General features: G+C 60.5%; 20 protein-coding genes and 3 tRNA genes. 11 read left to right on the forward strand and 12 right to left on the reverse strand.

Features of this window, described 5'->3' with window-relative positions:
• The first annotated feature begins 68 nt into the window (after positions 1-68).
• The 3 genes from N4A58_RS05875 (at position 69) to N4A58_RS05885 (ending at position 2,350) form a co-directional block, all read left to right on the forward strand.
• Entirely contained in the window at positions 69-647 is a 579-nt protein-coding gene (locus tag N4A58_RS05875) for a heme NO-binding domain-containing protein (protein ID WP_293708349.1), read from the forward strand.
• Positions 644-1,615, forward strand: a complete 972-nt coding sequence (locus N4A58_RS05880; protein WP_072705806.1) for a GGDEF domain-containing protein — start codon at positions 644-646, stop codon at positions 1,613-1,615. Before N4A58_RS05875 ends, N4A58_RS05880 begins: the two co-directional genes overlap by 4 nt.
• Before the next feature lie 129 nt (positions 1,616-1,744).
• A complete protein-coding gene (locus N4A58_RS05885) occupies positions 1,745-2,350 on the forward strand; it encodes a response regulator transcription factor (RefSeq protein WP_072705807.1) in 606 nt (201 codons plus the stop codon).
• Between the two features lie 74 nt (positions 2,351-2,424).
• Here N4A58_RS05885 and N4A58_RS05890 read toward each other — a convergent pair.
• The 7 genes from N4A58_RS05890 to N4A58_RS05920 all read right to left on the reverse strand — a co-directional run bounded on the left by N4A58_RS05890 (position 2,425) and on the right by N4A58_RS05920 (position 7,461).
• Positions 2,425-2,499: transfer RNA gene (locus N4A58_RS05890), tRNA-Glu, on the reverse strand.
• Between the two features lie 132 nt (positions 2,500-2,631).
• Positions 2,632-2,706 (reverse strand) — tRNA-Glu (locus tag N4A58_RS05895).
• 147 nt (positions 2,707-2,853) lie between these two features.
• Positions 2,854-2,928: transfer RNA gene (locus tag N4A58_RS05900), tRNA-Glu, on the reverse strand.
• Between the two features lie 135 nt (positions 2,929-3,063).
• Entirely contained in the window at positions 3,064-4,812 is a 1,749-nt protein-coding gene (gene recJ / locus N4A58_RS05905; RefSeq protein WP_293708350.1) for a single-stranded-DNA-specific exonuclease RecJ, read from the reverse strand.
• Position 4,813: 1 nt separating this feature from the next.
• On the reverse strand, positions 4,814-5,776 hold the full coding sequence (locus N4A58_RS05910; protein WP_293708351.1) for a fructose-bisphosphatase class II family protein: 963 nt from the start codon (positions 5,774-5,776) through the stop codon (positions 4,814-4,816).
• Between the two features lie 63 nt (positions 5,777-5,839).
• Positions 5,840-7,126, reverse strand: coding sequence for a homoserine dehydrogenase (locus N4A58_RS05915; RefSeq protein ID WP_293708352.1), 1,287 nt, complete (start codon positions 7,124-7,126; stop codon positions 5,840-5,842).
• A gap of 110 nt (positions 7,127-7,236) precedes the next feature.
• Positions 7,237-7,461 carry a hypothetical protein gene (locus N4A58_RS05920; RefSeq protein ID WP_293708353.1) on the reverse strand — a complete coding sequence of 75 codons (225 nt, stop codon included), beginning with the start codon at positions 7,459-7,461 and terminating at the stop codon, positions 7,237-7,239.
• 115 nt (positions 7,462-7,576) lie between these two features.
• Between N4A58_RS05920 and N4A58_RS05925 the strand changes: the two genes are divergently transcribed.
• The gene (locus N4A58_RS05925; RefSeq protein WP_293708475.1) at positions 7,577-8,164 is read left to right on the forward strand and encodes a TetR/AcrR family transcriptional regulator; all 588 of its coding nucleotides are present in this window, start codon (positions 7,577-7,579) and stop codon (positions 8,162-8,164) included.
• A gap of 41 nt (positions 8,165-8,205) precedes the next feature.
• Here the strand turns inward: N4A58_RS05925 and N4A58_RS05930 are convergent, their stop codons facing one another.
• Complete coding sequence (locus N4A58_RS05930; protein ID WP_293708354.1) at positions 8,206-9,117, reverse strand: pirin family protein; 912 nt, start codon at positions 9,115-9,117, stop codon at positions 8,206-8,208.
• Positions 9,118-9,542: 425 nt separating this feature from the next.
• Here N4A58_RS05930 and N4A58_RS05935 point away from each other — a divergent pair, with 425 nt between their 5' ends.
• Positions 9,543-10,019, forward strand: coding sequence for a hypothetical protein (locus tag N4A58_RS05935; protein WP_293708355.1), 477 nt, complete (start codon positions 9,543-9,545; stop codon positions 10,017-10,019).
• 3 nt (positions 10,020-10,022) lie between these two features.
• Here the strand turns inward: N4A58_RS05935 and N4A58_RS05940 are convergent, their stop codons facing one another.
• Genes N4A58_RS05940 through N4A58_RS05950 form a run of 3 tightly spaced genes read right to left on the reverse strand, consistent with a single transcriptional unit; the run spans position 10,023 to position 12,749 of the window.
• Complete coding sequence (locus N4A58_RS05940; RefSeq protein WP_293708356.1) at positions 10,023-10,625, reverse strand: hypothetical protein; 603 nt, start codon at positions 10,623-10,625, stop codon at positions 10,023-10,025.
• A 1-nt stretch (position 10,626) separates the two neighbouring features.
• Complete coding sequence (locus tag N4A58_RS05945; RefSeq protein ID WP_245780526.1) at positions 10,627-11,154, reverse strand: TadE/TadG family type IV pilus assembly protein; 528 nt, start codon at positions 11,152-11,154, stop codon at positions 10,627-10,629.
• Positions 11,155-11,162: 8 nt separating this feature from the next.
• Positions 11,163-12,749: a pilus assembly protein TadG-related protein gene (locus tag N4A58_RS05950; protein ID WP_293708357.1), complete on the reverse strand. Its 1,587-nt coding sequence runs from the start codon at positions 12,747-12,749 to the stop codon at positions 11,163-11,165.
• 385 nt (positions 12,750-13,134) lie between these two features.
• Here N4A58_RS05950 and N4A58_RS05955 point away from each other — a divergent pair, with 385 nt between their 5' ends.
• The 6 genes from N4A58_RS05955 to N4A58_RS05980 all read left to right on the forward strand — a co-directional run bounded on the left by N4A58_RS05955 (position 13,135) and on the right by N4A58_RS05980 (position 19,691).
• The gene (locus N4A58_RS05955; RefSeq protein WP_293708358.1) at positions 13,135-14,565 is read left to right on the forward strand and encodes a Glu/Leu/Phe/Val dehydrogenase; all 1,431 of its coding nucleotides are present in this window, start codon (positions 13,135-13,137) and stop codon (positions 14,563-14,565) included.
• A gap of 150 nt (positions 14,566-14,715) precedes the next feature.
• The gene (gene dnaG / locus N4A58_RS05960) at positions 14,716-16,695 is read left to right on the forward strand and encodes a DNA primase (protein ID WP_293708359.1); all 1,980 of its coding nucleotides are present in this window, start codon (positions 14,716-14,718) and stop codon (positions 16,693-16,695) included.
• Between the two features lie 115 nt (positions 16,696-16,810).
• Positions 16,811-18,811, forward strand: coding sequence for an RNA polymerase sigma factor RpoD (gene rpoD, locus N4A58_RS05965; RefSeq protein ID WP_293708360.1), 2,001 nt, complete (start codon positions 16,811-16,813; stop codon positions 18,809-18,811).
• Between the two features lie 17 nt (positions 18,812-18,828).
• Complete coding sequence (locus N4A58_RS05970; protein WP_293708361.1) at positions 18,829-19,065, forward strand: hypothetical protein; 237 nt, start codon at positions 18,829-18,831, stop codon at positions 19,063-19,065.
• Positions 19,066-19,230: 165 nt separating this feature from the next.
• On the forward strand, positions 19,231-19,410 hold the full coding sequence (locus N4A58_RS05975) for a hypothetical protein (RefSeq protein ID WP_293708362.1): 180 nt from the start codon (positions 19,231-19,233) through the stop codon (positions 19,408-19,410).
• Between the two features lie 110 nt (positions 19,411-19,520).
• Positions 19,521-19,691 (forward strand): hypothetical protein, encoded by a 171-nt coding sequence (locus tag N4A58_RS05980; RefSeq protein ID WP_293708363.1) that lies wholly within the window; start codon positions 19,521-19,523, stop codon positions 19,689-19,691.
• Between the two features lie 55 nt (positions 19,692-19,746).
• On the opposite strand, the gene N4A58_RS05985 is transcribed toward N4A58_RS05980, so the two are convergent.
• Positions 19,747-20,505, reverse strand: a complete 759-nt coding sequence (locus N4A58_RS05985; protein ID WP_293708364.1) for an SDR family NAD(P)-dependent oxidoreductase — start codon at positions 20,503-20,505, stop codon at positions 19,747-19,749.
• Positions 20,506-20,671 lie beyond the last annotated feature (166 nt).

Raw genomic sequence — 20,671 nt, forward strand, 5'->3', positions numbered from 1 at the left:
CGAATTTTACATGTTAGGGCGCTATTAAGCCTTCGTCCGCTACGCCTCTTTCAAACAAGGAGGCTCTGATGCACGGCTTGATTAATTGCGCGATCGAACGCTTTGTGCGGGATACCTACGGTGATCAGACGTGGCGGATGGCCTGCGCTGCGGCGGCAGTGCCAGAGCAAAAGTTCGAGCCGCTTCTCACCTACGAGGACCCGCTGACTCAATCGCTGATCGCCTCTTGCGCCGAAGTCCTGCGCCGCACTCCGGACGTGGTTCTCGAGGATTTGGGCTCCTCGCTTATCTCGGGGGCGGGAGATGCGGCGGTCGCGACACGCCGATTGCTGCGTTTCTCCGGTCGTAGCTTTGTCGATTTTCTCTATGCTCTGGACGATCTGCCCGACCGGATTGCGCTGGCCGTACCTGACCTGAAACTACCGGAGCTGCATGTGGAAGAGCAGCGCCCCGACCTGTTTTACGTGAGCGCAGGCGAGGGCTGGCCCGGCTACCTCCATGTCGTCCACGGAGTCTTGCGCGCGATGGCCGACGAATACGGTGTTCTCGTGCTCATCGACCTTGTCGACGGAAAGCCGGGGCTAGAAGTGCAGGTCATCGACATGGCGTTCACGGCGGGGCGCGCGTTTACCCTGCGCGCCGGATGACGATCTCGTCCCCCCAAACATCTCTGCTGGACCATCTGTGCCCGCTGCATGCCGTTCTGGACGCAGAAGGGCAGATCACATCCTCCGGTCCGACCCTGACCAAGATTGTGGGGGGCGATCCCCAAGGCCCGATTTTGGACCTGTTCGATCTGCGTAGACCCACGGGGCTGACCGATCCCCAGACCTTGGTGAAGACTCGCACGGATCGTCTGCTTTTGTCGCCCAAGACCCAGCCGGATCTCAAGATGAAGGGGGTCCTGCATCCTATGCAGGGCGGTGCCGTCTTGAACTTATCTTTCGGCCTATCGGTCCGAGAGGCGGTGCAAGCCTATGATCTGACCCAGCACGACTTCCCCGAGACCGATTTGACGGTCGAGATGTTATATATGATCGAGGCGAACACCTTGGCGATGACAGCTGCCATTGATGTGACCCGACGTCTGCAATCGGCGCGGCAGCGCGCGGAGTCGGCGTCGCACACCGATCAGTTGACCGGCCTCTTGAACCGGCGCGGGTTGGAGGTGGCGGTCGACGCGCTCAAAGAGGGGACGGTGCCCTGCGCCCTCGTGCTCATGGATCTGGATCACTTCAAATCGGTGAATGATACATTGGGCCATGCCGCAGGGGACCGCGTGCTAGAGCATGTTGCGAATCTCTTGCGGCGTTACACGCGCCAAAACGACGTGGTCGCGCGCTGCGGCGGAGATGAATTCACTCTTCTGATCCCTGAAATCACCGCACAAGATCTCAGTCAGAGACTGGACGCGCTCATTTCTGCTGTGAGCGCTCCCATAGAATTCGAGGGCCAAATGTGCCGCATCGGTGCCTCTGCGGGCTGGTCTGTTGTTGACGCGGCGGAACTCAAAGACTTTGAAAACTTAGTAAAAATTACCGATGAGGCCCTCTATGCGGCCAAGCAAAGCGGGCGGAGTTGTCATCGTCCCGCGCAGGTCGCGCAAAAATTGTAAATTACATCAGGGGCTTGCAAAATATTCCTATTCGTCATTTTCATGAGGCGCTGCTTTTGGATTATTTCTATCCGTAAGTATGCCAAATGAAAAAGGGCGGCTCACTCGGCCGCACCGAAAGGGATGTAAATGAGAGTTCTGTTGGCTGACGACCACGAATTGGTCGCGCAAACAATCGCGGCATATCTACGCTCAGAGATACATGCCGATGTAACAGTGGTTCCCAATCTTCCAGAGGCCTTGCAGCAGGTCTCTATTCAACGCGCGTTCGATTTGGTGATGCTCGACCTCAATATGCCGGGTATGAATCACCTCGAGGGGCTAGAGAAGATGTTGTCTGCGTCGGATGGGGCGCGGGTGGCGATTGTCTCTGGTCACAACGGGCGCATCATCGCAGAAGAAGCGATTGCGCGGGGGGCCTCTGGCTTCTTGCCCAAAACGATCGCGCCGGTTTCCATGATTTCCGCAATCCGTCTGATGGTGGCGGGCGAGGTGTTCTTGCCCTTTGCGTCACTCATCGCAGTGGACGAAGACACCGCAGCGGCGCCCCTCACACGCCGCGAGCTGCAAGTGCTTCAAGGAATCTGTGAAGGTAAATCCAACAAAGAGATTGCCCGCACCCACGAACTGCAAGAGGTCACCGTCAAGCTGCACGTCAAAACCCTGAGCCGCAAGTTGGGGGCCAGAAACCGCACCCACGCGGCTATGATCGCCCGAGACCGACAGCTCTGCTGAACGGAAGATGGCAAAAAAAACACCAAAGACGGCGTACGCGCCGTTTTTTTGTGTCTGCACTGTCAGGAAGAAGGTGGCAGTCCGTAGGGGAATCGAACCCCTCTTTCCAGGTTGAAAACCTGGCGTCCTAACCGATAGACGAACGGACCAGCCTTGGTGACGGGTGTTTACTGTTGGGGCGGTGTCTGTGCAAGAGAAAATCCGCAGATTTTGACAGTTTTTTGAACGCGCGAAGGCACATCAAAACCAAAGCAAATCTATCGAATTTCAATTGGGAAAAGTGGCAGTCCGTAGGGGAATCGAACCCCTCTTTCCAGGTTGAAAACCTGGCGTCCTAACCGATAGACGAACGGACCATCCTGCCGGTAAAGCGCTATTTAACGCCCCGAGCGGCGGACGCAAGTGCCAATTTGCGCTGTCGCTACAATTTGTTTTCGACAGCTTTCAGGGCCGTCAGTAAACAAAAAAGCCGCTCCGAAGAGCGGCCTTTGACCCGACAACAGTGGCAGTCCGTAGGGGAATCGAACCCCTCTTTCCAGGTTGAAAACCTGGCGTCCTAACCGATAGACGAACGGACCATCCTGTCGGTGAAGGGGTGTTTACTGTTCTGCGCTGTTCGGTGCAAGCACAAAATGCAGGACACAGCATCATTTTTCAAAACCCCGAAAAATGATGTGATAACAGAGCGGTATTTGAAAGCTCTGCGCCGGATCTCAGCCTTCGGAGGCGGGCGCCGCATCTTCGAGCCGCAACTGAACGCTGGTGCGCCCCTGCCAGTGATTCAGTTCCAGACGACCGGCGAGATGAAACGGCGCGCCATTATGATTTTCGAGCCGCGACCCGAGGTCCGTGTCATACGCGCCAAAGCAAATGCCCTGCAGGCGTCCCCCCATGCCGTCGGACACGGTGAGCCGCAGATGGCTTTCGCCGACGCGCTTGGCAAAGGTGATCTTGCAAGAGGGCAGGGCAAAGCGCGGCCCCGGCGCACCCGCGCCATAGGGCCCCGCCGATTCCAGTTGCTCGATCAGTTCCGGTGTCGCAGCGCCGGGCATGATCGGGGAATCGATGCGCAGCGCGCGCGGACCGCCAGCTCCAGCGCCTTGGCGTTCTAGCAGTTCTGTCAGCCGCGCCATCGCGGGCTCCAACTGCTCTTGCGAGACGGTCAGACCAGCCGCCATCTTGTGGCCGCCGCCCTTAAGCAGCAGCCCCTCTTGGGTCAGCTTGTGGATTGACGCCCCCAGATCAACGCCGTTCACCGAGCGGCCCGACCCTTTGCCTTCGCCATCCGCGAAGCCGATCACGACCGAGGGGCGGTTGGTCGCCTCTTTCAAGCGCGAGGCGACGATCCCCACGACGCCCGGATGCCAGTCGTCGCCCGCAGCCCACACCAGCGGCAGATCGAGCCCGCGCCCTTCGGCCTGTTCCATCGCGGCGGCGCGCACGGCGGCCTCGATCTCTCGGCGTTCTGTGTTGTAGCCATCCAGCCGGTCGGCCAAAGCGCGTGCTTCGTGTGGATCGGCGCAGGCCAACAGGCGCGCACCCAAATCGGCTTGGCCCACGCGGCCACCGGCGTTCACGCGCGGCCCCAAAACAAAGCCAAGCGAATAAGAGGTCGGCGCAGTGTCCATCCGCGACACGTCGCACAAGGCAACCAGACCGGGCCGTTCGCGCCGCGCCATGATCGCCAGACCTTGACGCACCAGCGCGCGGTTTACCCCGATCAAAGGCGCCACGTCCGCAACAGTCGCCAACGCCACCAGATCGAGCAGCCCCATCAGATCGGGCCCCTTGGCCCCATCCTCGCGCAACTGTCGTCCCGCCTCCACCAGCATCAGGAACACGACGCCCGCCGCGCACAAATGCGCCAGATCGCCGGATTCGTCTTGCCGGTTCGGGTTCACCACCGCCACGCAATCAGGCAGGGTCTCTAGCCCCATGTGGTGGTCCAGCACGATGACGTCCGCGCCTTGGGCCGCAGCGATCGGCTCAAAGGACAGGGTCCCGCAGTCCACGCAAATGATCAGATCATGGTCCCGCGCCAGCGCCTGCATGGCGGGCACGTTTGGGCCGTAGCCTTCGTCAATGCGGTCGGGGATATAGAGCGTCGCCTCACGGCCCATCGCCCGCAGCCACACGAGCAGCAGCGCGGCCGAGCTACCGCCATCCACGTCGTAATCGCCGAAAACCGCAATCTTTTCGCGCCGTTTCACCGCCGCCAAGAACCGGCGCGTCGCGACCTCCATGTCTCGCATAGAGCGCGGGTCGGGCAGCAGATCACGCAGCTGAGGACGCAGGTACTTTTCCGCACCGTCCGCAGAGACCCCAAGTCGCGCCATCACGCGGCACAGCGGTTCGGGCAGGCCGGTCTGTTGTGCCATGGCGAGCCCCAGACGCTCCATCTCGGGGCCGGGCCCCTCCCATGTGCGTCCGGTCAGCGAATACTCTACGTCCAGAAAAGCCAAATCAGCTGCGTGTCCTCGGAATACGGTAGCTCATGCGCCGGATCGATCCGGTTTTGCTGCGCATCAGCAGGGTTTCGGTCTGCACATAGCGCGGGGCGCGGATCATCCCGCGGAGCAGGCTGGAATTTGTCACGCCAGTTGCGGCGAAAATCACGTGGTCGGTCACCAGCTCGTCCCGCGTGTACACACGGTCCAACTCGCGAATTCCGAAGGAACGGGCGAGGTGGCGTTCATCGTCATTTCGATAGATCAGCTGCCCGTAGAAATGCCCGTCCAAGCATTTAAGAGCGGCCGCCGCCAGCACGCCTTCAGGCGCGCCGCCAGATCCCATATACATGTCGATGCCGGTATCCTCAGGCTCTGCGCAGTTGATCACGGCAGAGATGTCTCCATCGGTGATCAGGCGCACCGCCGCGCCGGTGCCCCGCAGCTCGTCGATCATTGGCATGTGGCGCGGTCGCTCTAGCATGCAGACGGTCACGTCCTTGGGCGCGCAGCCTTTGGCCTTGGCCAAGGCTTCGATGCGCTGGGTCGGGGTCATATCCAGGGTGACCGTGTCGGGCGCATAGGTACCGCTAAAGGCCAGCTTTTCCATATAGATATTGGGAACCTGCGTGATCGAGCCCTTGGGGGCCATCGCGATCACACTCATGGCGTTCGGCAGGTCCTTGGCCGTCAGGGTCGTCCCTTCTAGCGGGTCCACGGCCACATCCAGTTCGGGTCCATCGCCATTGCCGACCGAAGCGCCCACGCCCATGCGGTCTGTGTCGGTTTCACCAATCACAACGGTCCCGCGCAGGTCCAGACGGCTAAGCTCGGTTTCCATTGCCGCACCGGCCGCTTTATCCGCCGCGCGCTCATCGCCGCGCCCGATCAGATCTTCGGTGGCAAGAGCTGCTTTTTCGGCAACGCGCCCCAGTCCAAGGGCGAGCATACGGTCCTGAAAATCATCCGGCGCAGACATGAAAACTTCCTTTTTGGTAATACGCCCTGCCTCTAGCCTATCGAAACAGGGCGCAAAAGTCAGTTAAACCTGCTCAATGCGCAGAGCGACGGGCTCTGCGTCCAAGACATTGGTCGCAGGCAGCGCCGCCAGTGCGCTGTCCAGCGAATCGCGAGTGCACTTGTGGGTCACGATCAGCACAGACGCGGTCGACTCGTTGTGTGCGGTCTGGCGCATCCGGTCGATCGAGATGCCAGCTTCGCCCAGAATGGTCGCAACTTTGGCCAGCGCACCGGGTTTGTCGGCCAGTTCCATGCGCAGATAGTAGGGGGCAGGGACCGCACTGCGGGCCGACTCCGCCTGAACCAACTGGTCCGCCGGAACGCCAAATGTCGCGATCTTCAGACCGCGTGCAATATCGCAGATATCGCCCATCACAGCGCTTGCGGTCGGACCTTCGCCCGCGCCAGCACCGCGCAGCACGATCTGGCCCACGCTGTCCCCTTCGAGGATGCACATGTTGGTCGGTCCTTCGAGCGCGCCAAGGGGCGAATTCGCGGGCACCAGACAAGGCGACATACGGCTTTCCAGACCACGGCCGGACATCTGTGCGACACCCAGCAGCTTGATCCGGTAACCCATGTCACGCGCATGGCGGATGTCGGAAATCGAGATGCGCTCGATGCCCTCAATCTCGATTCCGTTGAAGTCCACCTGCGTGCCGAACGCGATCGACGCCAGAATGGCCAGCTTGTGACCTGCGTCGATCCCGCCCACGTCCAAGGTGGGGTCTGCTTCCAGATAGCCAAGCGCGTTGGCCTCGTCAAAGACGGTCTCGTAGGTCAGGCCCGCGCTTTCCATGCGGGTCAGGATGTAGTTGCAGGTGCCGTTCATCACGCCCATGACGCGGGTGATCTGGTTGCCTGCCAAGCTCTCGGTCAGGGTCTTGATGACAGGGATGCCGCCAGCGACCGCCGCTTCGAACCGCAGATTCACGCCTGCGCTCTCGGCCTCTTCGGCGAGTGCCTGACCGTGCACGGCCAGCATCGCCTTGTTGGCGGTGACCACGTGTTTGCCCGCTTTCAGGGCGGCTTCGGTCGCGGCTTTGGCGGGGCCATCGCTGCCGCCCATCAGTTCCACGAACACGTCCACATCATCGCGGGTCGCCAGCGCAACGGGGTCATCTTCCCAGGCAAAACCGCTCAGGCTGATGCCGCGATCCTTGTCACGGGTGCGCGCGGACACGGCGCTGATTTCGATCTTGCGACCGGTGCGGGCGGACAGCAAGTCGGCTTGCTGTTTGACGATCTTGACGACACCGATGCCGACGGTGCCCAGACCGGCAATGCCAAGGCGCAGGGGTTGGGTCATCGGGGCCTCCAGTTTTTCTGTCTTTGGTTAGTTCTGATCGCGCGCCATCTAGCCGCTTTTGTGGACCGCTTCAATGCGGCGCAGGGGCTATTGGCGCAATAGACGCAGGTTTATTGAGCCTGAGCCGCCAGCCGGTCCGCCCGCGCCTGCAGGGCCGCCATGGATTCGTCATCCGCATCGGTCGGGGCAGGGGCCGAGATCCCGGGCGTCAGGGGGATCAAATCGGGATAGGGCGCGGTTTCCACGTAGGCGCTCTCGACCTCGGTCAGGTCGGGCATCGGCTCGCATGCCGCCAACAGGCAGGCAAGGCTGGCAAAGCAGATGATCGGGCGCATGCGGGCTCTCCGTCGGCAATCGATTGGTCCCGACCTGCATAGGCAGACCCGACCTTCGCATCAAGCACGAACGGAGGGCTTTGCCATGAACGCCCGTTCAGTTATTGGTGGGGATATGGCACGTACGACAGGTTCCCATTCCGACATCACTGGTCCCCGCATCCGCGAGGTCGCCCTGCGTCTTTTCGCGGCCGAAGGCTATGCCGCCGTTTCCATGCGGAAAATCGCGGCCGAGGTCGGGGTGCAGGCAGGCGCGCTCTACAACTACACGCCGGACAAACAGAGCCTGCTGTTCGACCTGATGCATGGCCATATGGAAGATTTGCTGGCGGCGCGGGCGCAGGCGGGCACCGAAGGCACGCCGACGGATCGGCTCGAAGCCTTTACGCGGTTCCACATCAGCTACCACGAAGAGCGCCCGCACGAGATTTTCATCGCCTATATGGAGCTGCGGAACCTGACGCCCGAAAACTTCGCGGTGATCGAAGGGTTGCGCGGCCAGTACGAAGATGAACTCTCTGCCATCCTACGCGCAGGGGTCGAGGCAGGCGAGTTCACTCTGATTGACCCAAGGGTCGCGACCCGCGCCATCATCTCGATGCTCAACGGTGTGACCACATGGTACCGCCGCGAAGGGCGCCTGTCCCTGACCGAGGTCGAATCCATCTACTGGGACATGGTCCGCAAGGCCGTCGGGGCCTGAAACGCAAAGCCCCCGCGCAGCGCGCAGGGGCCAAAGCTGTTTTAGTGGGCGGGCTTGATGAAGGTCCCGTTCCGCAACTCCCGCATCGCCTGCTGCAATTCGGCCTGCGTGTTCATCACGATCGGTCCATGCCATGCCACCGGCTCTTGGATCGGCGCGCCGGAAATCAGCAGGAAGCGGATGCCCTCAGGGCCCGCCTGAACCGTCACTTCGTCGCCCGTCCCGAACCGGATCAAAGTGCGGTTGCCGGACATATCGCGAATGTTGACCTCTTCGCCCATGACCTCTTTCTCCAGCAGCACACCGGTGGGCGCACTGGCATCAGCAAAGGCACCGGCCCCTTCGAACACATAGGCAAACGCACGGCGGTAGGTGTCGATCTTGAACGTCTTTTTCACGCCCGCAGGGACAAAGATGTCCAGATATTGCGGATCAGCCGCGATGCCATCCACGGGGCCCTTCTTGCCCCAGAACTCACCGACGATCACTTTGACCCGCGTGCCGTCGTCGTCGATCACCACGGGGATCTCTTTGCTCTGAACGTCTTGATAGCGGGGCGCTGTCATCTTCAGACTGCCCGGCAGGTTCGCCCACAGCTGAAAGCCGTGCATCTGGCCGTTAATATTCCCCTTGGGCATTTCCTGATGCAGAATGCCCGACCCGGCGGTCATCCACTGCACGTCACCCGCGCTCAGCGTGCCTTCGTTCCCGAGGCTGTCGCCGTGATCAACAGTGCCGTTCAACACATAAGTGATCGTTTCGATCCCGCGGTGTGGGTGCCACGGAAAGCCGCGATAGTAGTTCTCGGGGCGATCGTTGCGGAAATCGTCGAACAGCAGAAACGGGTCCAGCTCCGACGGATCATGGAACCCGAAGGCGCGGTGCAGGTGCACCCCCGCGCCCTCCATCGTGGGCTGGGCAAGGCGGGTTTCTAGGGTCGGTCGCAAGGACATCGGCGTCTCTCCATATCAGAAGTTCTGCCAAATATAGAGTGGCGGACGCCGCTTTCCAAACCTGCGCTATGTGGGGGTAAACAGATGTTCCGTGCAGAACTGCACAGGCGGGCATCCGGAAATGTTCAAGCAATATCAATGGTTAATGCGAAAATGCAAGGCCCCATATGCAACCGTGGGTGTAGGAATATATGAAATTATAAGTTACACATTAACCTACACGGCGAGAGGGTCTGCAAGTTCCCTGCAGATTGTCAAACCGGGGTGCAAGTAGCCGCTCTCCTTGCACTCATACTTTCAGCGGGGGTTTATCCCCCGCATTTTTTTTGCCCGCATTCCAGCTTGTGACACGGGGTCTGCGTTGACCTCTGGGCCTGCCCGTGCGACCTGATTGCACTGAAATGATCCAGCGCAGGACAATGGTTATGACCGATAGCATCTCGATCCGTATCTCCCCGTCGCCTATGCGCATCTGGCTGGGCGTGGCCGCCATGATGGGACTGGGCGCGATCTTGATCTATCTGGCGCTGGCGCATCCGCCTGTGACCTTGGTGTTGCGGGGCTTTCTCCTGGTGTTCGGTGGCTTCGCCATCTTTGGCGGTTGGAAAATGATGCAGTCGGGGCAGCTGTCGCTGATCCTAGAGGGTGACAGCCTGACAGACAGTGCCGGCCGTTTGGTCGCCACCATCGATAATATCGAAAAGGTCGAGCGCGGGGCTTTCGCGTTCAAACCATCGCACGGTTTCCTGCTTCACCTGAACGAACCCATGCCGCGCGCATGGTTCCCAGGGGTGTGGTGGCGCATGGGGCGCCGCGTCGCCGTTGGCGGTGTCCTGCCCGGAGGCGAGACCAAGGCCGTGGCCGATATGATCGCCGTCCGCAAATCCGGCATGGAACTCTGATCCCTAGCAAGCCTGCCAGCAAACCTGAGGGGTAAAGCGCGGACGTGTGATCACGTTCGCCGCCATCTGGAACTTGTCCATGTCGATCCGGACAGACAGGGGCGGGGCCCAGCCATCACTGCTTTTGCGCAGGGCTTCCGGCACGCTGACATCCGTCCGCGCCTCGATCATGATGATACGCTCGCCGTTTTGCAGTTGGGGCAGGTCGTCTTCCATGCCCTCTAGATCCGCATCAGTCAGCCGGTTGGTGATCAGTGTGCCGCGCACATTGGACCAATCGACCAGATAGGCCTCTTGCGACGCGCTCCAGCGCATGATGGTAAACCGGATGCCATAACCGGCCCGACGTCCGACGATTTCCTGATACACGGCCTCCATCCCGTTCAGATAGGCGTCGTCCAAGGGCACCGTTTCACGGGAGATGGCGTCCCCGATGGAATACGCAGCCTTTTGCGACAGGTTGTTCGTGCGGAACCCGTCGAACAGCACCAAGGACAGCAAAAATAGCATCAGGATCGGCGGCATGTACAAGATCGCCTCGAGCGTGATGCTGCCATCGCTTTGCCCGAAAAACCGGCGCATTCGGGATCGTAGGGCCTTCAACATCTTAGGGCTCCTGAACAAAGGTGCTGATCGCCACGAGGGCAGTGCCGCCATCGGATTCGCGCTTCATCGCATTGCCGACGTGAAGGGCCGGGAACAGCGGCTCGATGCGCGCGCAGGCCCGCACCAGCATCAGGTCATTGGGCTGACCGGGGTTGAAGTTCACTGCAGGCTTGATCGGCTCTGACTTGTCCACGCAGTCCGCATTTGCAGGCAGACCGGCAAAGGCACGCGGGTTTGCCCTCTGCAATTCCAGCTTCAGATCGCTAAAGCAATCGCCCCCCAGATTGCCCGCCCCGTCGCAAATGATCTCCTTCAGTTCGTCATAGGTGGGCTGCGCGTTCTGCGTGCTGATCCGGATTTCGCGGATCGCCATATCCAGCCCGCGCTCCAGCGCTGTGGCGCGTAGCATCCAGACACTGGTTTCAATGCTCCAGAACAGGGCAAACAAGAAGATCGGAAAGACCATGACAAACTCGACCGAGGATGTCCCGTCCTCTCGCCGCCACACGCGGCGCAGGGCAGTTTTCATGCGACCCATCATTGCACGAGCCTCAGCTGGTTGATCTGGCGGCCGATCGCGGAGAACACTTCCTCGATCTCGACCCCGTTCACGTCAAAGAAGTGGGACTCGGTCGAGGCGCAGCTGCGCAGGGCGTTCTTGCCCCCATCAGGCGCTTCGAACGCCACAGAGAAGATGACGATGTTTTTGTCCTTGGCCGCATTGCAGATCGCGTTCAGTCGCGCGTTCGCCCCAGCTGCGTTCACCTTTTCTTCATAGGCGTAATAGTACTTGTAGAACAGATCGATGGGCGCACGGTAATCGTAGTAGGGGCGCTCAATGAACTTGTAGGCCATGGCCGTCGTCCCCCAGCGGGCGAACGTTTCTTGGTAGGTCATTCGGCGCGCATTGCTTCCGCCGTCAATCGAACTCCAGTAGCGATACTTCTGCTCGTAGTTTTTGAGCCGCTCCCAGAAAAACACTGTGCCTTGGTTATAGGCCGACAGATTGTAGCTGAAGCGGTCGTCGTACGGGTCCGAATTGCCGCGCTCGTCGACCCAGATGTTGGAATCCCCACTGCGCAGGTAATCCTTCAGGTCATACTGGCTGGTGTTTTCCCCGTCGGTCATCAGAACGATCACCTTCAGAGTATCTTCGTCGTCAAAGGCCGCAGGACGCGTCGCCGCCCGGCCATCAATCCATCCGCGGCCCGCCCACTGCGCTGCGATTGGCCGAAACGCTGGGTCCAGAAACCCAGCGCCCCATTTCATGCCCACGTCGATCGCGGTGTTCCCGCCAGCTTGCAGGCTGTTGATATAGGACTTCAGGTTGGCGGTGTCGTTCGCGATGGGCCACAAGGCGGCGGTATTTCCAGTCGGGCACCAAGGCTGCGTGATCTGGGCTGAATTCTGGTCATTCGAAAACGGGTCGAAATGCGCCACGCGCTGATAGGTCTTGTCCAAAGAGATCGCGGTTGTGTTGAAATCCGAACTCTCAAAGGACATGCAGTGCGAATAGGTGTGCTCTGTCGTCATGGGGAACGACGGCGCCAGATAGGGCCCCACGTTGACCACAGCCGAATAGGGCACAATAGACACGGTGGTCATGCCGGTCTCGCCTTCTTGGATCACGGCATCTACGAATTCTGACGCTGCTGTCCGCATCCGGCCAAGGCGCCCGTTGTTCGCCATGGAGCCCGAGATATCGAGCACGAGCGAGATTTCCACGTTGCTCACTGACTCTTCGGCGGCACCGTTGGCGCGGGCGGGCAGGCTGCTTCCGCGCGCCTCGAAGTTGTCCAGAGTTTTGGCCTCTTTGTCGTAAACGTAGGGCGTGTCCTGATTGTTCCGGTAACCGGAATCGCCTGCTCTCAGGAACACTGTCGGCACAGAGATCGAGGCTGTCGCCTCGACGTTCCGCATGTTCAGACCTTCTTTGATCTTGATCGAGTCGATCGAATCTTCAATGCCCGCCGCCCTGAAGTAGCTACGCACCACCGCCTCTGGATCGCCCTCTTGGTCCAAGTCGGCCGCCGCCAGAACCGCGCGGTCCAGCGTATTCTGCAGGCGCGTCCGCTCGAATTCGTGCATCATCACGTCGATCGCGATGTAGCCGAACCACAACATAAACGGGAATTGCCAGAGGAATTGAAGCGATATGACGCCATCCTCGTTTCGGCTGAAACGGTGGCAGAATCCTTTTGCACGTTGTGCAAGTCTCGCAGATTTTCGCCTGGATTGGTCCATGTTACTCTCGACACAAGTCACTCATATTCGAAAGACTGTATTCCAATACCTTATGGCAGGATTGGGGCGCATGCCGGGCAAACTTGGGGAAATAATTAATTCCAGGTTAATAAAATATTGAGGATTTTCAGGCACTCAGCCCCCTTCGTCAGAAGGGATAGGCCATGTTCCGATAGTTCAGATGCGCGCAGAACATGAATGTGGGACGCTGATTTTATCCACAGGTTTCAAGAGCCTGTCATGAAATCAAACGAGAGGACCGCCCATGCGCCCGCCCAAGGAACCGACTTTCCGCGAAAGCGTCGACATGATGTTCAACCGCGCCGTGGCGCTTATGGACCTGTCTCCGGGCCTCGAGGAAAAGATCAGGGTTTGTAACTCTACTTACACGGTGCGGTTCGGGGTCAGGCTGCGCGGGCAGATATTCACATTTACAGGTTATCGCTCGAACCACTCCGAGCATATGGAGCCTGTGAAGGGCGGCATTCGCTATGCCCTGTCCGTCGATCAGGACGAGGTCGAGGCCCTGTCGGCGCTCATGACCTTTAAGTGCGCGCTGGTCGAGGCGCCGTTCGGCGGCTCCAAAGGCGGGCTCTGCATCGATCCCACCCAGTGGGAGGTTCACGAGCTAGAGCAGATCACCCGTCGCTTTGCCTATGAGCTGATCAAGCGCGACCTGATCAACCCCAGCCAGAACGTGCCCGCGCCCGACATGGGCACTGGCGAGCGCGAGATGGCTTGGATCGCGGACCAATATGCGCGGATGAACACCACCGACATCAACGCCAAGGCCTGCGTCACCGGCAAACCCCTGAACGCGGGCGGGATCGCAGGACGGGTCGAGGCCACGGGGCGGGGTGTGCAATACGCCTTGCGCGAATTCTTCCGCCACCCAGAGGATATCAAGGCCGCAGGTCTCAGGGGCACGCTCGAGGGCAAGAAGGTCATCGTGCAGGGTCTGGGCAATGTGGGCTACCACGCGGCCAAGTTCTTGGGCGAAGAGGATGGCTGCAAAATCATCGGGATCATCGAGAGGGACGGCGCGCTCTTTGATGAGAACGGGATCGACGTCGAAGCTGTCCGCCAGTGGATCATCAAACATGGCGGGGTCAGCGGCTATCCCGACGCCGCCCACCACGCCGAGGGCGCGGCGGTTCTAGAAGAGACATGCGACATCCTGATCCCCGCCGCGATGGAAGGCGTGATCAACATGGGCAACGCCGACCGGATCAAAGCGCCCCTGATCATCGAGGCCGCAAACGGCCCCGTCACGGCGGGCGCGGACGACATCCTGCGCAAGAAGGGCACTGTGATCATCCCCGACATGTACGCCAACGCGGGCGGTGTGACGGTGTCGTATTTCGAGTGGGTCAAGAACCTGAGCAAGATCCGCTTTGGCCGGATGCAGCGCCGTCAGGAAGAGGCGCGGCACGAATTGATCGTCAAGGAACTGGAGCGTCTGGACCATTACTTGGGGGACAGCTGGTCGATGACGCCGGACTTCAAGGAAAAGTATCTGCGCGGGGCAGGAGAGCTGGAGCTGGTGCGCTCTGGTCTCGATGACACCATGCGGATTGCCTATCAGGCCATGCGCGAGGTCTGGCACAGCCGCGATGATGTCGACGACCTGCGGACGGCCGCCTATCTGGTGGCGATCAGCAAGGTTGCGATGAGCTATCAGGCCAAGGGGCTGTAGCACCACATTCTGCGGCGGCGGGCACGAGCGGCCCGCGTGGAGCCGTGAGTATTTTTGCAAAGCAGAAAGAGGCAGGTCCGCGCGAAAGGGTGGGCCTGTCTCTGCGTTCGGGGGCTGGACATCCCGTGAGCGTGGGGGGATATTCGGCCAATGAGTTTGCCCCCCAATTTCATCGAAGAGCTGCGCACCCGTGTGAGCCTGTCCCAAGTGGTCGGGCGCAAGGTCGTGTGGTCGAAAAAGTCCAACCGCGCCAAGGGGGATTGGTGGGCGTCGTGCCCCTTCCATCAGGAAAAATCTGCGTCTTTTCATGTGGATGACCGCAAGGGATTTTATTACTGCTTTGGGTGTCATGCCAAAGGGGACGCGCTGACTTTTGTTCAGGAGACCGAGAATGTCGGTTTCATGGAAGCGGTCGAGATTCTGGCCCGTGAAGCTGGCATGCCCATGCCCGCCCGTGATCCGCAGGCCGCCAAGAAGGCGGACCGCCGCAGCCAGTTGGCTGAGGTCATGGAAGAGGTCGTTAAATTCTATCGGATGCAGCTGAAGACAGGGGCCGCGCAGGACGCGCGGGCCTATCTGGATCGGCGCGGTTTGGGGATGAAGGGTCAGGACCGGTTCGAGATCGGCTATGCCCCGAACGAGAGCCAAGCCACGTGGAACCATCTGAAGGGCAAGGGCATCCCCGACGAGATGATCATTGCCACCGGTGTATGTGCCGAGTCCGATCGGGGCGGGGCCCCCTACGACCGGTTTCGCGGGCGCATCATGTTCCCGATCCGCGACGCACGGGGGCGGTGTATCTCCTTTGGCGGGCGGGCGATGGACCCGAATGCGCGGGCGAAATACCTGAACGGTCCCGAGACAGAGCTCTTTGACAAGGGCAACAGCCTTTATAACCACGGGCCCGCGCGCGAAGCGGTGGGGCGGGGGCAAACCCTGATTGTGGCCGAGGGCTATATGGACGTGATCGCGCTGGCTTTGGCGGGGTTCGAGGGGGCGGTCGCGCCACTCGGGACCGCGATCACGCCAGAGCAGTTGCAACTCATGTGGCGGATCAGCCCGGAGCCGGTGATTGCTTTGGATGGGGACAAGGCGGGCGTGCGCGCCGCCTACCGACTGGTGGATGTGGCTCTGCCGCTACTCGAAGCGGACAAAGCCCTGCGTTTTTGCCTGATGCCCGAAGGGCAGGACCCAGACGATCTGATCAAAGCCAAAGGTCCTGAGGGCATGGCCGAGATCTTGGGTAGCGCGATGCCGCTGATCGACATCCTCTGGCGCCGCGCCACCGAAGATCAGGTGTTCGACAGCCCAGAGCGTAAGGCCGGCTTGGACAAACGCCTGCGCGAAGAGATCAAACAGATACGCAGCCCTGATCTGCGCAGCCATTACGGCCACGCGATCAAGGAGTTGCGGGCAGGTCTCTTTGGCACTGTGGTCAGCGCCGAAGAGCCGCGCCGCGAGTGGACCCCGCGCCAGAATTGGCAGCCGCGTCAGGGGGGCGGGCGCCGTCCTTGGGGGGCGCCGCCGTCGAAACCCTTGGGTACGACGCTAACCTCTGCCTTGGTGCAGGACGAGAATTTCGAGATTTCCCTGCGCGAGGCCGTGGTGCTGGCCACCATCGTGTCGACCCCCATGGTGCTGGAAGAGGCGATGGACCTGCTCGAGGCGATGGAGTGCCAGTCACAGGACCACAACACCCTGCGCGGCGCGCTGCTGATGATGAACGGACGGTCCAATGCCTTCCGCGCAGAGCTCGAGGCATTGGTGGGCGGTGAAATCCTTGAAAACCTGCTGAGACAGAACCATATTTCAATTTGCCCGTCGGTCCGGCGGGCAGGCGATCTGGAAACGGCCAAGTTGACCCTCATGGAAGAGACGGCAAAGCTCAAAGCAGCACATGGCCGTCTGGCGGAAATAGCCGAGGCAACCGAAGAGCTGACAGGCGCCGCGGACGAAGCGATCACCTACCGGCTGGGGCAGGCTGCCTTGGCCTTTGACCGTGCGACCCGCGCACAGCAGGAAGACACAACAGAATACGAGAAGGCCGACAACGGCATGCGCGTGGACCGAAAAGAGCGCGAGGCCCTTCATGGGCTGCTCGCGAATCTCGGAAAAACGCCGAAACATTGAACGTTAAGGGGAATCGGGCGAAAAACCCTGATCAAGAGGTGCGCGAATCAGAACGAATCAGTTATTGAGTCGTACTGACCGGCGCGAATCACGCCCGCCAAGGAGCAAAGACCACATGGCAGCCAAAGATACCGAAGACCGTAAGTCCGACGATCAGGATCAGGACCAGGAAATCTCGCTCGATCTGAGCCAGGCCCGGGTCAAGAAGATGATCGGCGAGGCGCGGGAACGGGGCTACATCACATACGATCAGCTCAATCAGGTTCTGCCGCCCGATCAAGTGTCTTCGGAGCAGATCGAGGACGTCATGTCGATGTTGTCCGAGATGGGCATCAACATCATTGAAGATGACGAAGCCGAAGAAGAAGAGCAGGGCTCGACCGAACTTGTCACCAAAGAGCAGGGCGGCGCTGTCGCCGTAGCCGGTGCCGAGAAAGAGAAGCTGGATCGCACGGACGACCCTGTCCGTATGTACCTGCGCGAGATGGGCAGCGTCGAGCTGCTGTCGCGCGAAGGCGAAATCGCGATCGCGAAACGGATCGAGGCTGGCCGCAACACGATGATCGCAGGCCTCTGCGAGAGCCCGCTGACCTTCCAGGCGATTACGATCTGGCGCGACGAACTTCTGTCCGAAGACATTCTGCTGCGCGATGTGATCGACCTCGAGACGACCTTTGGCCGCTCGGGTGGTGAAGAAGGCGAAGAAGGCGACGAGCCCGTGATCGGCGCGGCCGCTGCGGCGCCTGCGAACACCAACTCGGAAACCCGCTCGAACGAGCAGGAATACGACGCCGACGGCAACCCGATCAACAACGACGATGACGACGACGAAGACGAACAGGCCAACATGTCGCTGGCCGCGATGGAAGCTGCCCTCAAGCCCCGCGTTCTGGAAACGCTGGACCAGATCGCGGCTGACTTCGAGCTTCTGTCGGAAATGCAGGACCTGCGGATCAGCGCAACCCTGAACGAGGACGAGAGCTTCTCTGAAGGGGAAGAGGCGCGTTACCAGCAGCTGCGTTCGGAAATCGTTGTTCTGGTGAACCAGCTTCACCTGCACAACAACCGTATCGAAGCCCTGATCGACCAGCTCTACGGCATCAACCGCCGCATCATGTCCATCGACTCGGCCATGGTAAAGCTGGCGGACCAAGCCCGCATCAACCGCCGTGAGTTCATCGAAGAGTACCGTGGCCACGAGCTGGACCCGAACTGGCTGGATCGCATGCGCGAGAAGTCCGGTCGCGGCTGGCAGGCGCTGATCGACCGCTCCTCGGACAAGATCGAGGATCTGCGCAACGACATGGCGCAGGTCGGCACCTATGTGGGCCTCGATATCAGCGAATTCCGCCGCATCGTGCAGCAGGTCCAGAAGGGTGAGAAAGAAGCCCGTCAGGCCAAGAAAGAGATGGTCGAAGCCAACCTGCGCCTCGTGATCTCGATCGCGAAGAAGTACACGAACCGTGGTCTGCAGTTCCTCGACCTCATTCAGGAAGGCAACATCGGCCTGATGAAGGCCGTGGACAAGTTCGAATACCGCCGCGGCTACAAGTTCTCGACCTACGCGACATGGTGGATCCGTCAGGCGATCACCCGTTCGATCGCGGACCAGGCACGGACCATCCGTATCCCTGTCCACATGATCGAGACCATCAACAAGCTGGTCCGCACCGGCCGTCAGATGCTGCACGAAATTGGACGCGAACCCACGCCCGAGGAACTGGCAGAAAAGCTCCAGATGCCTCTGGAGAAGGTCCGCAAGGTCATGAAGATCGCCAAAGAGCCGATCTCTCTGGAAACGCCCATCGGCGACGAAGAGGACAGCCAACTGGGCGATTTCATCGAGGACAAGAACGCGCTTCTGCCCCTCGACAGTGCGATTCAGGACAACCTGCGCGAAACCACGACCCGCGTACTGGCCTCGCTCACCCCGCGCGAAGAGCGCGTTCTGCGTATGCGTTTCGGTATCGGCATGAACACCGACCACACTCTGGAAGAGGTCGGTCAGCAGTTCAGCGTGACCCGCGAACGTATCCGCCAGATCGAAGCGAAGGCGCTCCGCAAACTCAAGCACCCCTCGCGGTCGCGTAAGCTGCGTAGCTTCCTCGACCAGTGAGGACACTGGTCATATTTTTGATCGTGTTTGGCGCGGGGATCGGGATACCGATCCGCGCGCTTTTCAATTGTGGTGGGTGGAACGAAGGGACGATGCAGGTGGCCTACTGCGTCGTCGATACGCCCGACCTGCGCTTTGTGGCAGAGGTGGTGTATGCCGTGATCCTGCTGTCCTCCTTCACGCTTGGCCTGCCGATCTTTGTGTATCTCACGATCTTGTTGGCGCTGGCACTGCTCTTGCGGTGGCTCTCGTAAACGGGGTTCCCCTCCCGCCGCTGTTTTGTCCGGACGCGCTAAAACGGGCTTCAGCGGGGTCGTAACTCTACGAAGGGAGAGTTTGCGCATGCTTTTTACGGGGAGGGACCTCCTCAAAGGGCAAGCGCTGCGCTCCGATCCTAATATCCAAGGGAGGATACTCTGATGGAAATCTCGCCAAGCAACACGATCGGCTCTGACCAGATTGCGGCTGTGAACAAACCCGAGAAAGTCGAAGAGGTCCGCGAGCAAAAGACCCCGACAGAGCGCCTGACCGACACTGTGTCCCTGTCGCCCGAAGCCAAAGCCCGCATGGAAGCGAACGCGACCACGGCGGCCTCTTAACAGTTTTTGCACAGACGTCGTTGGTCAGGTCAGGACCGCGCGATGAACCGCATCCATTCGGTGCGGCCCTTGCGTGGTCTGTCCAAGCAACCTGTGAAGAGGGAGCACCGATGAACGTTTCATCTGCCAGCAGCGCCATGGCGGCGCAGGTCGCCCCGGCGGCCAGTTCAGGGGCTCAAGCCGCCCCCGAAGCCAAGGCGCCAGCCCCCGCGACAGACACCGTGTCCCTGTCGCCCCAAGCCAAGGCGCACCTTGCCGCGCAAAAGTCCTGCGGCTGCTGATCAACCAAACGGAAAAGGGCGCCCATGGGGCGCCCTTTGCACGTCTTGCCGCCGCTTACGCTTGCGGCGGTTGCCCGTTGCTGGCGGACAAGCCGCCATCCACGGGCAGGTTCACGCCGTTGACGAACCGCGCATCATCAGAGGCCAGAAAGGCGATGACGTCCGCGATGTCCTCGGGCTCTGCGGGACGGCCCAAGGGGATACGTTCCATGAATTTCTGCATCTTGGTATCGTTGTCCATGATGTTGGACGTCATCTCGGAGCGGGTCAGCGAGGGGTTCACCGCATTCACACGCACGCCGCTGTTGCGGGCGTCCAAGGCCAGCGCGCGGGTCAGGTTGGTGACGCCGCCTTTGGCCGCGTTATAGGCAAACATGTTCCAATCGCCGCCAATCCCCGACACAGAACTGGTCATGACCACATTGCCCTTGGACTCTTTCAGCGCGGACCACGCAGCCTTGGTGACCAGATAGGCGCTGGTCAGGTCGGTCTCGATGACCTTGTGCCAGTCATCGGGGGTGACATCGTCGATGCTGCCCGTGACCGCGGTGCCCGCGTTGTTCACCAACACGTCGATCTGGCCATAAGCGTCGAGCGCGCCTTGGGCGATCTTGTCCGCGCCCTCTTGCTGACTGACATCGGCTACGACGACTGTGCTGTTCGGGATGTCCTTGGCCACGTCCTTCAGCTTGTCCTCGCTGCGGGACACAAGCACGACATTCGCGCCTTCGCGGCCAAAGCGGCGGGCAGTTGCCGCGCCGATCCCCGAAGAGGCGCCGGTCACGATGACGGTTTTTCCGGTAAAGCGGGTCATGGTAATCTCCTATAAAGTATTCAAATTCGAGGCCGCAGCCGCGTCGCTGGCTCAACGGGAGCCGCGCGGGATCGTTCCAAATCCGGCGCGCGGTCCAAGGTCACGTTGGCGCGAGCCACGTCATGACGTGAGCCATACGTAAACCATACGCGAGCTGGCATCCGCT

Source organism: Donghicola sp. (genome assembly GCF_025210255.1).
In the GTDB taxonomy this organism is placed as follows: Bacteria; Pseudomonadota; Alphaproteobacteria; order Rhodobacterales; family Rhodobacteraceae; genus Donghicola; species Donghicola eburneus.

What these genes read in the sequence shown, in the direction of transcription:
- N4A58_RS05930 (WP_293708354.1), bottom strand. Translation starts at nt 9,117, where the DNA reads ATGTCCTTGCGACCGACCCTAGAAACCCGCCTTGCCCAGCCCACGATG.
- N4A58_RS05985 (WP_293708364.1), bottom strand. Translation starts at nt 20,505, where the DNA reads ATGACCCGCTTTACCGGAAAAACCGTCATCGTGACCGGCGCCTCTTCG.
- N4A58_RS05925 (WP_293708475.1), top strand. Translation starts at nt 7,577, where the DNA reads ATGGCACGTACGACAGGTTCCCATTCCGACATCACTGGTCCCCGCATC.
- N4A58_RS05955 (WP_293708358.1), top strand. Translation starts at nt 13,135, where the DNA reads ATGCGCCCGCCCAAGGAACCGACTTTCCGCGAAAGCGTCGACATGATG.
- N4A58_RS05920 (WP_293708353.1), bottom strand. Translation starts at nt 7,461, where the DNA reads ATGCGCCCGATCATCTGCTTTGCCAGCCTTGCCTGCCTGTTGGCGGCA.
- N4A58_RS05975 (WP_293708362.1), top strand. Translation starts at nt 19,231, where the DNA reads ATGGAAATCTCGCCAAGCAACACGATCGGCTCTGACCAGATTGCGGCT.
- N4A58_RS05915 (WP_293708352.1), bottom strand. Translation starts at nt 7,126, where the DNA reads ATGACCCAACCCCTGCGCCTTGGCATTGCCGGTCTGGGCACCGTCGGC.
- rpoD (WP_293708360.1), top strand. Translation starts at nt 16,811, where the DNA reads ATGGCAGCCAAAGATACCGAAGACCGTAAGTCCGACGATCAGGATCAG.
- N4A58_RS05935 (WP_293708355.1), top strand. Translation starts at nt 9,543, where the DNA reads ATGACCGATAGCATCTCGATCCGTATCTCCCCGTCGCCTATGCGCATC.
- N4A58_RS05980 (WP_293708363.1), top strand. Translation starts at nt 19,521, where the DNA reads ATGAACGTTTCATCTGCCAGCAGCGCCATGGCGGCGCAGGTCGCCCCG.
- N4A58_RS05945 (WP_245780526.1), bottom strand. Translation starts at nt 11,154, where the DNA reads ATGAAAACTGCCCTGCGCCGCGTGTGGCGGCGAGAGGACGGGACATCC.
- N4A58_RS05880 (WP_072705806.1), top strand. Translation starts at nt 644, where the DNA reads ATGACGATCTCGTCCCCCCAAACATCTCTGCTGGACCATCTGTGCCCG.
- N4A58_RS05885 (WP_072705807.1), top strand. Translation starts at nt 1,745, where the DNA reads ATGAGAGTTCTGTTGGCTGACGACCACGAATTGGTCGCGCAAACAATC.
- N4A58_RS05875 (WP_293708349.1), top strand. Translation starts at nt 69, where the DNA reads ATGCACGGCTTGATTAATTGCGCGATCGAACGCTTTGTGCGGGATACC.
- N4A58_RS05910 (WP_293708351.1), bottom strand. Translation starts at nt 5,776, where the DNA reads ATGTCTGCGCCGGATGATTTTCAGGACCGTATGCTCGCCCTTGGACTG.
- N4A58_RS05940 (WP_293708356.1), bottom strand. Translation starts at nt 10,625, where the DNA reads ATGTTGAAGGCCCTACGATCCCGAATGCGCCGGTTTTTCGGGCAAAGC.
- N4A58_RS05950 (WP_293708357.1), bottom strand. Translation starts at nt 12,749, where the DNA reads ATGTTGTGGTTCGGCTACATCGCGATCGACGTGATGATGCACGAATTC.
- dnaG (WP_293708359.1), top strand. Translation starts at nt 14,716, where the DNA reads ATGAGTTTGCCCCCCAATTTCATCGAAGAGCTGCGCACCCGTGTGAGC.